The organism is Streptomyces sp. NPDC048275, assembly GCF_040652275.1.
In the GTDB taxonomy this organism is placed as follows: Bacteria; Actinomycetota; Actinomycetes; order Streptomycetales; family Streptomycetaceae; genus Streptomyces.
On sequence record NZ_JBEZLR010000122.1, the window covers coordinates 14829 to 28295 of the forward strand.

13 protein-coding genes are annotated in these 13467 nt (G+C 70.5%); 6 read left to right on the top strand and 7 right to left on the bottom strand.

The genetic code is table 11. The features are described from left to right. The first annotated feature begins 15 nt into the window (after nt 1-15). Together AB0D57_RS41670 and serB are read left to right on the top strand one after the other, a co-directional pair. Nucleotides 16-1806: a streptophobe family protein gene (locus tag AB0D57_RS41670; protein ID WP_362086321.1), complete on the top strand. Its 1791-nt coding sequence runs from the start codon at nt 16-18 to the stop codon at nt 1804-1806. 135 nt (nt 1807-1941) lie between these two features. Continuing rightward, nucleotides 1942-3153, top strand: coding sequence for a phosphoserine phosphatase SerB (serB, locus tag AB0D57_RS41675; protein WP_362086324.1), 1212 nt, complete (start codon nt 1942-1944; stop codon nt 3151-3153). Nucleotides 3154-3275: 122 nt separating this feature from the next. Here serB and AB0D57_RS41680 read toward each other — a convergent pair whose 3' ends face one another. The 4 genes from AB0D57_RS41680 to AB0D57_RS41695 all read right to left on the bottom strand — a co-directional run bounded on the left by AB0D57_RS41680 (nt 3276) and on the right by AB0D57_RS41695 (nt 5902). After that, nucleotides 3276-3794 (bottom strand): histidine phosphatase family protein, encoded by a 519-nt coding sequence (locus AB0D57_RS41680; RefSeq protein WP_362086327.1) that lies wholly within the window; start codon nt 3792-3794, stop codon nt 3276-3278. 145 nt (nt 3795-3939) lie between these two features. Further along, nucleotides 3940-4149 (bottom strand): hypothetical protein, encoded by a 210-nt coding sequence (locus AB0D57_RS41685; RefSeq protein ID WP_362086330.1) that lies wholly within the window; start codon nt 4147-4149, stop codon nt 3940-3942. 170 nt (nt 4150-4319) lie between these two features. Beyond that, the gene (locus tag AB0D57_RS41690; protein ID WP_362086333.1) at nt 4320-4436 is read right to left on the bottom strand and encodes an SGM_5486 family transporter-associated protein; all 117 of its coding nucleotides are present in this window, start codon (nt 4434-4436) and stop codon (nt 4320-4322) included. Between the two features lie 86 nt (nt 4437-4522). Continuing rightward, the gene (locus tag AB0D57_RS41695) at nt 4523-5902 is read right to left on the bottom strand and encodes a CynX/NimT family MFS transporter (protein WP_362086336.1); all 1380 of its coding nucleotides are present in this window, start codon (nt 5900-5902) and stop codon (nt 4523-4525) included. A 113-nt stretch (nt 5903-6015) separates the two neighbouring features. Between AB0D57_RS41695 and AB0D57_RS41700 the strand changes: the two genes are divergently transcribed. Continuing rightward, nucleotides 6016-6711 (top strand): FadR/GntR family transcriptional regulator, encoded by a 696-nt coding sequence (locus AB0D57_RS41700; protein ID WP_362086339.1) that lies wholly within the window; start codon nt 6016-6018, stop codon nt 6709-6711. On the opposite strand, the gene AB0D57_RS41705 is transcribed toward AB0D57_RS41700, so the two are convergent. From AB0D57_RS41705 to fabG, 3 genes are all read right to left on the bottom strand, one after another. Continuing rightward, on the bottom strand, nt 6686-7039 hold the full coding sequence (locus tag AB0D57_RS41705; RefSeq protein WP_362086342.1) for a hypothetical protein: 354 nt from the start codon (nt 7037-7039) through the stop codon (nt 6686-6688). The two genes, AB0D57_RS41700 and AB0D57_RS41705, sit on opposite strands and share 26 nt — an antisense overlap. Nucleotides 7040-7201: 162 nt before the next feature. Next, the gene (fabI, locus tag AB0D57_RS41710) at nt 7202-7969 is read right to left on the bottom strand and encodes an enoyl-ACP reductase FabI (protein ID WP_362086345.1); all 768 of its coding nucleotides are present in this window, start codon (nt 7967-7969) and stop codon (nt 7202-7204) included. 5 nt (nt 7970-7974) lie between these two features. Then, entirely contained in the window at nt 7975-8694 is a 720-nt protein-coding gene (gene fabG / locus AB0D57_RS41715) for a 3-oxoacyl-[acyl-carrier-protein] reductase (RefSeq protein WP_362086348.1), read from the bottom strand. A 431-nt stretch (nt 8695-9125) separates the two neighbouring features. Here fabG and AB0D57_RS41720 point away from each other — a divergent pair, with 431 nt between their 5' ends. The 3 genes from AB0D57_RS41720 to tyrS are packed head-to-tail and all read left to right on the top strand — an operon-like array spanning nt 9126 to nt 13375. Then, the gene (locus AB0D57_RS41720; protein WP_362086351.1) at nt 9126-10649 is read left to right on the top strand and encodes a TldD/PmbA family protein; all 1524 of its coding nucleotides are present in this window, start codon (nt 9126-9128) and stop codon (nt 10647-10649) included. Next, on the top strand, nt 10646-12049 hold the full coding sequence (locus AB0D57_RS41725; RefSeq protein ID WP_362086354.1) for a metallopeptidase TldD-related protein: 1404 nt from the start codon (nt 10646-10648) through the stop codon (nt 12047-12049). The genes AB0D57_RS41720 and AB0D57_RS41725 overlap by 4 nt, the downstream gene beginning before the upstream one ends. A gap of 57 nt (nt 12050-12106) precedes the next feature. Next, a complete protein-coding gene (gene tyrS / locus AB0D57_RS41730) occupies nt 12107-13375 on the top strand; it encodes a tyrosine--tRNA ligase (protein ID WP_362086357.1) in 1269 nt (422 codons plus the stop codon). Nucleotides 13376-13467 lie beyond the last annotated feature (92 nt).

Consider the following 13467-nt stretch of genomic DNA (forward strand, 5'->3'; position numbering starts at 1 on the left):
TCGGGGGGTCTGACGATGAGTATCGGCACCGCGGGACATGGCAGGGGCGTGCCGTGGGGGGATGTGCTGTTGTCCGCGATCGCCTCTGTGAGCTGGGCGTTGATCGGGATGGCGGGCACGGCGGCGCTCGGCCTGCATCTGCTCGGCGCGGACGCGGCGGGCTCACTGGGGCCGATGACCGCGGCGGTTGTGGCGCTTGGGGCAGGTGGTTCGGTCAAGCCGTCCGGCGATGTGTCGGCCTTCGGCCTGAAAGGGGCGGAGGCGCATACGGCCATACAGATCACGCCACTGGGTGTGGGGCTGGTGGGCGCGCTCCTGCTTTCCCTGTTCTTCCTACGCTCCCTGCGTGCGGCGGGAGTTGTGATCCCGCCGTCCGAACTCCTCGCGCGTGCGGGCGCGGTGGTCGTCCTGTTCGTGGCGATGCTGGGCGGGCTCGCCTGGGCGGGCCACGACATCATCACCATCGACGGGAGCGAGCTCGGACTCGACGAGGTCACGGGCGGCGGCGGGCTCGGTGACATCACGGACCAGCTCCCCGGCGGGCTCGGGGACCTCGGCGGACTGCTGCCCGACAAGATCAGCGATCTCGTGAACGCGCAGGCGGCCGTGGGATTCACCGTTGACACGGTGCCCACGCTGCTCGGCGGCGCGGCCTGGGTGGCCGGCGTCCTGGTGATCTCGCTGCTCGCCTCGCGGCGCACTCCCCTGCCGCGCGGCTGGGAGGTCGTGCACCGGGTGGTACGGCCTGCCGCCTCCGCGCTGGTCACGGTGTTGCTGGTGGCGGTCGCGGCGGGGCTCGCGGCGGCGGCGTACGCGGCGATCGGTGACGACCATCCCCAGCGGATCGCGGGCGCGGCGCTGCTCGGCGCGCCCAACGGGGTGTGGCTCGGCATCCCGATCGGCCTCTTCGTCCCCTGGGACGGCCAGGCCACCGGCGAACTCGCCAAACTGCTGCCCGACCCCCTCGACGATCTGCTGAGCGTCAGCTCCGACCAGCCCGTCACACTGGGCCGCCTCGCCGAACTGGACGGACGGGTGTGGCTGTTGGGGGTCGCGACCGCGGTCATGATGCTGTTCGCGGGCGTCCTGGCCGCCTCGCGTACGCCTTTTGTACGGGAGCGGGATGCCGCCCTCGGGGGGAAGCCGGGTGCTACGAACGTACGAGAGCAGGGTGCCCTCGGTTTCGCGGGGCGCTGCGCTCTTCGGCTCGGGGTCGTGACGGCCCTGGCACTGCCGCTGCTGGCATGGCTGACGGATGTGTCCGTGGACGCCTCGCTGTCGGTGTTCGGCATCGACGCGTTCGGCGCGGGCGTCGAACTGCACGGGCACCTGGGCATGGCGCTGCTGCTCGGCGCCGCGTGGGGAGCGGGTGCGGGGGCGGTGGGGGCGTTGCTGGCCTACGCGAGCGGGGCCGCGGGACGACGGGCGGCGCCGCTGGCACTGGGTGACGCCGGCACTCCGGTTGTCCAGCCCCATCCGGACCTCCCCCGGCAGCCGGGGCCGTATGCCCCGGGCGCGCCGTACCGGCCGGCGAACCCCGACACCAATCCGTATCTACGGCTGCCCGACGGGCTGCGCAAGCCCGAGGAGCCGCAAAAGCCCCGCCCCGCGGACGGCCTGCCGTCCGAGCAGACGCGGCCGCCCGGCGTGTACGGAGCGCCGACGGTCGTCCGGCCGCTGGCGCCGCCACCTGGGCCGCAGAAGCGGCGGCCACGGGGGCGGAACGTGCCCCCGCCGCCACAGCCGCCGCCCGGCGAGCCCGGCGAGGGACCTCCCGCGCCGCCGAGCCCCCGACGGCGGGACTGATCGTCGCCACCCCGGGCAACACGCTTCGTCGCCCCTGAGCAACACACTCGACACCACGCCGACACGCAGTGTTCCCGTCCGCAGGGCGGACCTCAAGAGCGGTAGGCAAGGGGTGCCGGATACGGTGGGAGCACCATGAGCGCTTCGCAGACCTCCGAGGTCCCCACTCTCCTCGTCAAGATCTTCGGCAAGGACCGGCCGGGTATCACGGCCGGACTCTTCGACACCCTTGCCGCCTACTCCGTCGACGTGGTCGACATCGAGCAGGTCGTCACCCGTGGCCGGATGGTGCTGTGCGCGCTCGTCACCGAGCCGCCCGGCGGGCTCGAGGGTGATCTGCGGGCCACCGTCCACAGCTGGGCGGAGTCGATGAAGATGCAGGCGGAGATCATCTCCGGCCTCGGTGACAACCGGCCACGTGGCCTCGGGCGTTCGCTGGTCACCGTGCTCGGGCATCCGCTCACCGCGGAGTCGACGGCCGCGATCGCCGCGCGGATCACGAAGACCGGCGGCAACATCGACCGTATCTTCCGGCTCGCCAAGTACCCGGTGACGGCGGTCGAATTCGCCGTGTCCGGTACGGAGACGGAGACGCTGCGGACCGCGCTGGTGACGGAGGCGGCGGCGCTCGGCGTCGATGTCGCGGTCGTCGCGGCGGGGCTGCACCGGCGGGCCCAGCGCCTGCTCGTCATGGACGTGGACTCGACGCTCATCCAGGACGAGGTGATCGAGCTCTTCGCCGCGCACGCCGGATGCGAGGAGGAGGTCGCCGAGGTGACGGCGGCCGCGATGCGCGGGGAGCTGGACTTCGAGCAGTCGCTGCACGCGCGTGTGGCGCTGCTCAAGGGGCTGGACGCCTCGGTGGTGAACAAGGTGCGCGAGGAGGTGCGGCTGACGCCGGGCGCGCGCACGCTGATCCGCACGCTGAAGCGGCTCGGCTTCCAAGTCGGTGTCGTCTCGGGCGGGTTCACCCAGGTCACGGACGATCTCAAGGAGCGGCTCGGGCTCGACTTCGCGCAGGCCAACACGCTGGAGATCGTCGACGGGAAGCTGACCGGCAAGGTCATAGGGGAGATCGTGGACCGCGCGGGCAAGGCGCGGCTGCTGCGACGGTTCGCCGCCGAGGCAGGGGTGCCACTCGCCCAGACCGTGGCGATCGGCGACGGTGCCAATGACCTCGACATGCTCAACGCGGCCGGTCTCGGGGTCGCGTTCAACGCCAAGCCGGTCGTGCGCGAGGCCGCGCACACCGCGGTGAACTTCCCTTTCCTGGACACCGTTCTGTATCTGCTGGGGGTCACCCGCGAAGAGGTCGAGGCGGCGGACATGCACCTGGACGACCACTGAACTCGCGCAGGTACGCGGGCGACCGCTGAACTCGCGTTTTTGACGTCCGCCGAGCCAACGCTCGTCACGACGGGGGCCCGGCACCGTGGTGGTGCCGGGCCCCCGTCTCTTCTCGGGTCGGGTTACTCGGTCGGCGCCCAGTAGTCGAGCAGCGTGCCCACTCCGGGCTCCAGGGATTTCCAGGAGCCGTCGAAGGACAGCACCGCGAAGGCGGCGGTGTGGAAGCCGTGGGCGGCCATCCGGGCGCGGGGGTCGCTCTCGGCCTGTCCGGCCAGGATGTCGGCGAGACCTTGGATGCCGGGATTGTGGCCGATGAGGACCACGTTCTGCGCGTCGTCCGGGGTTTCGTTGAGCACGGCGATCAGCTCGCCGGGCGAGGCCTCGTACAGCCGCTCCTCGTACACCGTTTTCGGCCGGTGCGGGAGCTCGTGCACGGCGAGCTTCCAGGTTTCGCGGGTCCGGGTCGCGGTGGAGCAGAGGGCCAGATCGAAGGGGATGCCGGTGTCGGCCAACTTGCGTCCGGCGACGGCGGCGTCCATGCGGCCCCGGTCGGCGAGCGGCCGCTCGTGGTCGGACACCTGTGGCCAGTCGGCTTTCGCATGCCGGAAGAGAACAATCCTGCGGGGTTCTGCGACGCTCATGGGTCCCAGCTTCGCATGAAACACGCCACGCGGCGCAGAGAGTTGACCGGCTCCCTCACCACGGGTTATTGGCCCGCTGGACGATGGGCGACGGGTGCGGCACGGTGGGCGACCGGCGCGGCACGGTGGCGACGAGCGCTCAGGGTTACTGGTGCAGCACCGTCCGCTGGATGCGCTCGAAAAGGCCGGTGATCGCGGGATCGCCGCCCGCGGCGTGCGCGTCCGCCGGGTTCAGTATCAAGAGCAGGAGGGTGATGAAGGCGAGCGTCGGCAGGGCGAGGGCCCACCAAGGCAGCCGGATGTCGACGCGGCCCGGGGTCGCGCCGTGGGGCCGGGTGTGCGTAGGGGCCGACATGCCGCCTCCGTGGGGCTTCGAGTGGTCCGTGGTCCGCGTCCTCGCGGCCACATCTCGAAGTTACGGAGTTTCGCGCCCTCAACCCATCCGGTGGTCCACCCACTTGACCCTGACACTCACCCCCTAGGGGATGGGGGGTTAGCCCCACCATCCGGCAGTGGTGAGCACGGTCACGGCGAGGCGATCGACGCGATGACGGCGATGATCACGGTGATGGCCAGCATCGCTCCGAGCACGAGCAACATCTTCTTCTGGCCGTTCTGGGGGTTCGGGTCGAGCACAGGCATGCGGCCAGTCTCGCACCCGTCGTCCGCGCCTCCACGGGTGGGGGTCGGCACATTCAGGGGTGACCTTCAGGGGTGGGAGCGCACCCTCAGGGGGCCTCACGGCTGAGCCCGCGCGTGGCCTCGTCCTCCACCGTGCGGTCGCGGCCCGCCAGGATGCCCGCCGCCATCTGCGGAATCATCAGTGCGGCCATGAGCGCGATCGGCAGGCCCCAGCCGCCGCTGTGCTGGTAGAGCACGCCCACAAGCAGGGGGCCCGGGATCGAGAGCAAATAGCCGGCGCTCTGCGCGAAGGCCGAGAGCTTGACGACGCCCGCGCCGGTCCTGGCCCGCATGCCGACCAGGGTGAGGGCCAGCGGGAAGGCGCAGTTGGAGACGCCGAGCAGCAGGGCCCAGGCCCATGCGCCGCCTGCCGGGGCGAAGTAGAGGCCCGCGTATCCGGCGAGTCCGCAGACGCCGAGTGCGACCACGATCGGCCCCTGGTGGGACAGGCGCGTGGCGACACGCGGAATGATGAAGGCCAGCGGCACGCCCATCACCATCGTGACGGCAAGGAGCAGTCCCGCGGTGCCCGCGGAGACACCCGCGTCACGGAAGATCTGCGCCATCCAGCCCATCGTGATGTACGCGGCGGTGGCCTGGAGCCCGAAGAAGACGGCGAGGGCCCAGGCGGTACGGCTGCGGGTGATCCGCAGTCCGTCGGGCTCCGGCCCCGCAGGCTCACCGGCCCCGGAACCGGTGTCCCGGCCAAGGGCAGCACTCCCGGAATCGGCACCCCGCGCGCGTACAAGGGGAATCCACGGCAGTACGGCCGCCGCCGCGAGCCCCGCCCACACCGCGAGCCCCGACTGCCAATCACCGCCCAGGGTGTCGGTCACGGGCACGGTCACCGCTGCCGCGGCCGAGGTGCCCAGCGCGAGCGCCATCGAGTAGAGGCCGGTCATGGAGCCGACCCGGTCCGGGAACCAGCGCTTGACGATCACCGGCATCAGGACGTTGCTGACGGCGATGCCCATGAGCGCGAGTGCGCTGGCGGCAAGGAAGCCGGCCGTGCTCCCGGCGTACGGCCGGATCGCGAGGCCCGCCGCGATGGCGACCATGCCCGCGCAGACGACCGTGCCGGGCCCGAAGCGGCGGGCCAGGCGCGGTGCCATGACGCCGAAGGCGGCGAAGCACAGCGGCGGCACGGAGGTGAGCAGCCCGGCGACGCTGCCGCTCATACCGAACCCGTCGCGCACCTCTTCGAGCAGCGCACCGAGGCTGGTGATCGCGGGTCGCAGGTTCAGAGCGGTGAGGACGATGCCGACGGTCACCAGACGCGTCATCCACGCGCGCGTGGCGTGCGTTTCACTCTCGAGATCCGAGGGGGCCGAGGGATCCGAGGGGGCCGACGGGTCCGTATCCGACCAGCCGCGTATCCGTGTGGACGTCATCGTCCGGGCCTCCTCGCTCACCATGATGCCCATCATAGAATCATGGGATGATTGGCTGTCCAACCCCCTTGCGTTAATCTCCGGAATCTCGGTCCCCGCGCGAAGGACCCCCGCGGAGGATCACCACCGGGCCCATACGAAGGACCGTCATGCCGCTGAGCCACCCCCGCCGTTCGGCGCTGTCCGAGCAGGTCATCGCCGAGCTGCGGAACCAGATCACCTCGGGCGAGTGGCCGGTCGGCTCCCGGATTCCCACCGAGCCGGAGCTGGTCGGACAGCTGGGGGTGGCCCGCAACACGGTTCGCGAGGCCGTCCGCGCGCTCGCCCACAACGGTCTGCTCGACATCCGCCAGGGCTCGGGCACCTACGTCGTAGCGACCAGTGAGCTGGCGGGCGTGATGCACCGCCGGTTCGCCGACGCCGATCCTCGGCACATCGCCGAGCTGCGCTCCACATTGGAGTCGAGCGCCGCGAAGCTGGCCGCCGAGCGGCGCACCGAGCGCGATCTGAAGCAGCTCGACACCCTGCTCGTACGCCGTGAGGAGGCCTGGGAGTCGGGCGACGCCGAGACCTTCGTGACCGCCGACGCCACCTTCCATCTGGCGGTGGTGGCCGCGTCCCACAACGACGTCATGACGGCGATGTACGCGGACCTCGGCGAGGTGCTGCGCGACTGGCTGCGCGAGGACGTCGGCGGGACGCTGACGCCGGAGACGTACATGGACCACGCGCGGCTCGTCGACGCGATCCGCGCGGGCGACGCGGAGGCGGCCGCCACGGAGGCCGCGGGCTATCCGTTCCTGTGCCGCCCGGGGAGGCTCAGCTCTCCAGCTTCTGGTGACTGACCCACACCGACCTGATCTCCTGCCAGCAGCGGCCGGTCAGCCGCACCGTCATCGCGGGTCCCGCCTCGACCGGGGCGCTGTCGCTGTCGAGGTCCCACCAGCGGTCGCACTCGATGTGCAGGCGCACGCGATCGGGGTTCACGTAGGGGTTGTGGCAGTACGCGACGGCATGGGAGCCGGTGACGGCGGTGCGGCACTCGGCGCCGAACGGGTCCGGCACAGCCGGATTTCCCCCCTCCACGCGCGCGTGAGGCAGGGCGTCGTACGGCAGAACCATCATGAGGACCACTGCGGCGAACACCGGGGCAAAACGGCGGGACAGGAGCACAAGGGGGACCTCCTCGGCCGTACGGCTGCGGGGCGGTGCGTACTCCCAGCGTGCGCGGTGCGGCGCGGGGTGCGCCCGGCCGGATGGGCCGAACGGGCGACGCCCCGCTCCCCGCCTGTTGCGGGAACCGGGGCGTGGGCCTCGTACGGGAATGCCGAGAGATCAGGCACCGATGGCGTGCAGGCCGCCGTCGACGTGGATGATCTCGCCGGTGGTCTTCGGGAACCAGTCACTCAGCAGGGCGACGACTCCGCGGCCGGCCGGCTCCGGGTCCTTGAGGTCCCACTCGAGGGGGGCACGGGTGTCCCAGACGGCGGCGAGCTCGCTGAAGCCCGGGATGGACTTGGCTGCCATGGAGCCGATCGGGCCCGCCGAGATCAGGTTGGAGCGCACGTTCTGCTTGCCCAGGTCGCGGGCGAGGTACCGGTTGGTGGCCTCGAGGGCGGCCTTGGCGGGGCCCATCCAGTCGTACTGCGGCCAGGCGTACTGCGCGTCGAAGGTGAGGCCGACGACCGAGCCGCCGTTCTGCATCAGCGGCAGGCAGGCCATGGTCAGCGACTTCAGGGAAAAGGCGGAGACGTGCATGGCCGTGGCGACCGACTCGAACGGCGTGTTCAGGAAGTTGCCGCCGAGGGCGTCCTGCGGAGCGAAGCCGATGGAGTGCACGACGCCGTCCAGGCTGCCCAGCTCCTCACCGACGATGTCGGCAAGGCGGGCGAGGTGCTCGTCGTTGGTGACGTCGAGCTCGATGACCTTGGTGGGCTTGGGAAGCTTCTTGGCGATGCGCTCGGTCAGCGTGGGCCGCGGGAACGCGGTCAGGATGATCTCGGCGCCCTGCTCCTGGGCCAGCCTGGCGGTGTGGAAGGCGATGGAGGACTCCATCAGCACACCGGTGATCAGGACGCGCTTGCCCTCGAGAATTCCACTCATGGTGATCAGTGACCCATTCCCAGTCCGCCGTCAACGGGGATGACGGCTCCAGTGATGTACGAGGCATCGTCCGAGGCGAGGAACCGCACCGTCGCGGCGATCTCCTCGGGTTGCGCGTACCGGCGCAGCGGCACCTGCGCCACGTACTCGGCGCGCTGCTCCTCGGACAGCACCCGGGTCATGTCGGTGTCGACGAAACCAGGTGCGACGACGTTGAAGGTGATGTTGCGCGAGCCCAGCTCACGGGCGAGGGACCGCGCGAAGCCCACCAGTGCGGCCTTGGAGGCAGCGTAGTTCGCCTGGCCGGCCGAGCCGAGCAGCCCGACCACCGACGAGATCAGGACGACACGGCCCTTCCTGGCGCGCAGCATGCCGCGGTTGGCACGCTTGACGACGCGGAAGGTGCCCGTGAGGTTGGTGTCGATGACCGAGGTGAAGTCCTCCTCGGTCATGCGCATCAGAAGCTGGTCCTTGGTGACGCCCGCGTTGGCGACAAGGATCTCGACGGGGCCGTGCTCGGCCTCGATCTCCTTGTAGGCCTGCTCCACCTGCTCGGTGTCGGTGATGTCGCACTTGACGGCGAGGCAGCCCAGTGCGGTGAGGGCGGCCGGCGGCTCACCCGAGCGGTACGTGATCGCGACTTTGTCGCCGGCATCGGCGAACGCGCGGGCGATGGCGAGGCCGATGCCCCGGTTGCCTCCGGTGACGAGAACCGAGCGGCTCAACGGATCACCCTTTCGATAGCAGTCTGAAACCCCTGCAAGACAGGCGCCTACCCCGAAAACCTATCGGTCCGCTCGGCCGCGCGAAGAATCGGGCACCGACAGTGGCTCACCGTGGCTCCTGTCGGATCCCTACAGTCGGGGCGGCCCGGTCAGCGGTCGGTCCGGCCTCGCGGGCGGCCGCGAACGTCCGCTTGTCCTATGTGATGAGGGGGTCGAGAGAGGTGCCCGGTGGACATGGTTCCCCAACTCAGGGGCAGGCGAGGCCGGCCCTGCAGTCCCCCACAGGACGAACGCCCATGAAGACGCCCATGAATTCCGATGGATGCCAGGGCGCGGGCGCTGCATGATTCACTGCGGAACGAAGACATGCGGAACCAAGACATCTCGCTGGACGAAGACATCTCGCTAACGGTGACAAGGGGAGGCCGCTCGTGGCCCACGAGGTCGATCAGTCATTCCTGGCACTGCCACTGCGCGCCCTGGCCGACGCCGCGCTCGCACGCGCGCGGGCGCTGGGCGCCGAGCACGCGGACTTCCGCTTCGAGCGGGTGCGCAGCGCGTCCTGGCGGCTGCGGGACGCCAAGCCCGCCGGGTCGTCGGACATGACGGACCTGGGCTACGCGGTGCGGGTGGTGCACGGCGGGACCTGGGGGTTCGCGTCGGGCGTCGATTTGACAATGGACGCCGCCGCGAGGGTGGCGTCGCAGGCCGTGGCGATGGCGAAGCTGTCGGCCCAGGTGATCAAGGCGGCCGGGTCCGACGAGCGCGTGGAGCTGGCGGACGAGCCCGTGCACGCGGAGAAGACGTGGATCTCGTCGTACGACATCGACCCCTTCTCCGTACCGGACGAGGAGAAGGCCGGGCTGCTCACGGACTGGAGCGCGCGGCTGCTCGCGGCCGACGGGGTCGACCATGTCGATGCCTCGCTGCTGACCGTGCACGAGAACAAGTTCTACGCCGACACTGCCGGGACCGTGACCACGCAGCAGCGCGTCCGGCTGCACCCGCAGCTCACCGCCGTCGCCGTCGACGAGTCCAGCGGCGAGTTCGACTCGATGCGGACCATCGCGCCGCCGGTCGGGCGCGGCTGGGAGTACCTGCAGGGCACCGGCTGGGACTGGGAGTCCGAGCTCGGGCGGATCCCGGAGCTGCTCGCCGAGAAGATGCGGGCGCCGAGCGTCGAGGCGGGACTGTACGACCTCGTCGTCGACCCCTCCAATCTGTGGCTGACCATCCACGAGTCCATCGGGCATGCGACGGAGCTCGATCGTGCGCTCGGCTACGAGGCCGCGTACGCCGGGACCTCCTTCGCCACCTTCGATCAGCTGGGCAAGCTGAAGTACGGCTCCGAGCGGATGAACGTCACCGGTGACCGCACCGCCGAGCACGGGCTCGCGACCATCGGGTACGACGACGAAGGGGTGGAGGGACAGTCCTGGGACCTGGTGAAGGACGGGACGCTCGTCGGCTACCAGCTGGATCGGCGCATCGCCAAGCTCACCGGCTTCGAGCGGTCCAATGGGTGCGCGTACGCCGACTCCCCCGGGCACGTGCCCGTGCAGCGCATGGCCAATGTGTCGCTGCAGCCGGACCCCGCGGGGCTCTCGACGGAGGATCTGATCGGGGGCGTGGACCGCGGCATCTATGTCGTGGGTGACCGGTCGTGGTCGATCGACATGCAGAGGTACAACTTCCAGTTCACGGGTCAGCGGTTCTTCAAGATCGAGAACGGGCGGATCACGGGCCAGCTGCGGGATGTCGCGTATCAGGCGACCACGACCGACTTCTGGGGTTCCATGGCTGCGGTGGGCGGCCCGGGGACCTATGTCCTGGGCGGTGCCTTCAACTGCGGCAAGGCCCAGCCGGGCCAGGTCGCGGCGGTCTCGCACGGCTGCCCGTCCGCCCTCTTCAAGGGCGTCAACATTCTGAACACGACGCAGGAGGCCGGTCGATGAGCGCTCGCACCAACAAGCCGAACAAGCCGCACGAGGTCGTCGAGCGCGCCCTCGAGCTCTCCCGCGCCGACGGTTGCGTCGTGATCGCCGACGAGCAATCGACCGCCAACCTGCGCTGGGCGGGCAACGCGCTGACCACGAACGGGGTCACGCGCGGGCGCACGCTGACCGTCATCGCGACCGTCGACGGCCGCGCGGGCACGGCATCCGGCGTCGTCTCGCGCGCGGCCGTGACCGCGGACGAGCTGGAGCCGCTGGTACGGGCCGCGGAGGCGGCGGCGCGCGGTGCGGGTCCCGCCGAGGACGCCCAGCCGCTGGTCACGGGCGTGCCCGAGTCCCCCGACTTCGCGGACGCGCCCGCCGAGACCTCGTCCGCCGTCTTCACGGATTTCGCTCCGGCGCTCGGCGAATCGTTCGCCCGCGCGCGGGAGGGCGGGCGGGAGCTGTACGGGTTCGCCAACCATGAACTCGTCTCCAGCTATCTCGGTACGTCGACGGGGCTGCGACTGCGGCACGACCAGCCCAACGGGACGCTGGAGCTCAACGCCAAGTCGCCGGACCGTACGCGCTCGGCGTGGGCGGGGCGGTCGACGCGGGACTTCAAGGACGTCGATCCGGCGGCGCTGGACGCCGAGCTGGCCGTACGCCTCGGCTGGGCGGAGCGGCGGATCGACCTGCCCGCGGGGCGCTACGAGACGCTGCTGCCGCCGACCGCCGTCGCGGACCTGCTGATCTACCAGATGTGGTCGGCGGCGGCCCGGGACGCGGCCGAGGGCAGGACGGTCTTCAGTAAGCCCGGCGGCGGCACCCGCGTCGGCGAGAAGCTCACCGAGCTGCCGCTGTCGCTGCGCAGCGACCCGAACGCGCCGGGGCTCGAGAGCGCCCCCTTCGTGCTCACCCACTCCTCCGGCGACGACGCGTCCGTCTTCGACAACGGGCTGCCCCTGTCCGCGACGGACTGGGTGCGGGAGGGCACGCTGACCCATCTGTCCACCACCCGGCACAGCGCGGGCCTGACCGGGCTGCCCGTCGCCCCGACGATCGGGAACCTGATCCTGGACGGCGGTGCGGACACTTCCCTGGAGGAGATGGTCGCCGCCACCGAGCGCGGACTGCTGCTGACCTGCCTCTGGTACATCCGCGAGGTCGACCCGGCGACGCTGCTGCTGACCGGGCTGACCCGGGACGGTGTCTACCTCGTCGAGAACGGCCAGGTCGTCGGCGAGGTGAACAACTTCCGGTTCAACGAGTCGCCGGTCGACCTGCTCGGGCGGGCGACGGAAGCGGGGCGGACGGAAAAGACGCTGCCCCGTGAGTGGAGTGACTGGTTCACCAGGGCTGCGATGCCCGCGCTGCGGGTGCCGGACTTCAATATGAGCTCTGTCAGCCAGGGCGTATAACCTCGTACCTGATTCACGAGACGCTTTCGCAAGACCATCCAAGGAGATACGAGAACCGTGACGGACATCGTCGACGAGCTGAAGTGGCGGGGGCTGTTCGCCCTGTCCACTGACGAAGATGCATTGCGCAAGGCGCTCGCGGACGGTCCCGTCACGTTCTATTGCGGCTTCGACCCGACCGCGGCCAGCCTGCACGTCGGCCACCTGGTGCAGGTCCTCACCATGCGTCGCCTCCAGCAGGCGGGCCTGCGCCCGCTCGCCCTGGTCGGCGGCGCGACGGGCCAGATCGGCGACCCGCGCCCGACAGCCGAGCGCACGCTGAACGACCCGGAGACGGTCGCGAACTGGGTGACGCGCCTGCGCTCGCAGATCGAGCCGTTCCTGTCCTTCGAGGGCGAGAACGCCGCGGTCATGGTGAACAACCTCGACTGGACGGCCGGCCTGTCGGCCATCGAGTTCCTGCGGGACATCGGCAAGCACTTCCGCGTCAACAAGATGCTGACGAAGGACTCCGTGGCCCGGCGCCTGGAGTCCGAGGAAGGCATCAGCTACACGGAGTTCAGCTACCAGCTGCTGCAGGGCATGGACTTCCTGGAGCTGTACCGACGTTACGGCTGCACGCTGCAGCAGGGCGGCAGCGACCAATGGGGCAACCTCACCGCGGGCCTGGACCTGATCCACCGCCTGGAGCCGCACGCCAACGTGCACGCGCTGGCGACGCCGCTGATGACCAAGGCGGACGGCACCAAGTTCGGCAAGACCGAGGGCGGCGCCATCTGGCTCGACCCCGAGATGACGACGCCGTACGCGTTCTACCAGTTCTGGCTGAACGTGGACGACCGGGACGTCTCGACGTACATGCGGATCCTGTCCTTCAAGTCCCGCGAGGAACTGGAAGAGCTGGAGAAGCAGACCGAGGAGCGCCCCCAGGCCCGCGCCGCCCAGCGCGCGCTCGCCGAGGAGCTGACGACGCTGGTGCACGGCGCCGATCAGACGGCCGCCGTGATCGCCGCGTCCAAGGCCCTCTTCGGCCAGGGCGAGCTGGCCGAGCTGGACGAGAAGACGCTGACCGCGGCCCTCTTCGAGGTGCCGCACATCCAGGTCGCCGAGCTCGGCCCGGTGGTGGACCTCTTCGCGGAGGTCGGCCTGGTGGCCAGCAAGTCGGCCGCGCGCCGCACGGTCAAGGAGGGCGGTGCCTACGTGAACAACGTGAAGGTCGCCGCCGAGGACGTGGTCCCCGCCAAGGAGGACCTGCTGCACGGGCGCTGGCTGGTGCTGCGCCGGGGCAAGAAGAACCTGGCGGCGGTGGAGGTCACAGGGGCCTAGGGCCTGTCCGGCGGATCAGGTTGCAGGGAAGCACCGGCACCTCGTAGGTGCCGGTGAGCGGGGCTTGGTGCGTGCAGCTGCAAGGCGGAGGA

Bases quoted from the DNA above. Each gene is read 5' to 3' on its own strand.
- AB0D57_RS41690 (WP_362086333.1), bottom strand. From the start codon at position 4,436: ATGCCTGTGCTCGACCCGAACCCCCAGAACGGCCAGAAGAAGATGTTG.
- AB0D57_RS41695 (WP_362086336.1), bottom strand. From the start codon at position 5,902: ATGATGGGCATCATGGTGAGCGAGGAGGCCCGGACGATGACGTCCACA.
- AB0D57_RS41685 (WP_362086330.1), bottom strand. From the start codon at position 4,149: ATGTCGGCCCCTACGCACACCCGGCCCCACGGCGCGACCCCGGGCCGC.
- AB0D57_RS41725 (WP_362086354.1), top strand. From the start codon at position 10,646: ATGAGCGCTCGCACCAACAAGCCGAACAAGCCGCACGAGGTCGTCGAG.
- fabI (WP_362086345.1), bottom strand. From the start codon at position 7,969: ATGAGTGGAATTCTCGAGGGCAAGCGCGTCCTGATCACCGGTGTGCTG.
- AB0D57_RS41700 (WP_362086339.1), top strand. From the start codon at position 6,016: ATGCCGCTGAGCCACCCCCGCCGTTCGGCGCTGTCCGAGCAGGTCATC.
- serB (WP_362086324.1), top strand. From the start codon at position 1,942: ATGAGCGCTTCGCAGACCTCCGAGGTCCCCACTCTCCTCGTCAAGATC.
- AB0D57_RS41670 (WP_362086321.1), top strand. From the start codon at position 16: ATGAGTATCGGCACCGCGGGACATGGCAGGGGCGTGCCGTGGGGGGAT.
- AB0D57_RS41680 (WP_362086327.1), bottom strand. From the start codon at position 3,794: ATGAGCGTCGCAGAACCCCGCAGGATTGTTCTCTTCCGGCATGCGAAA.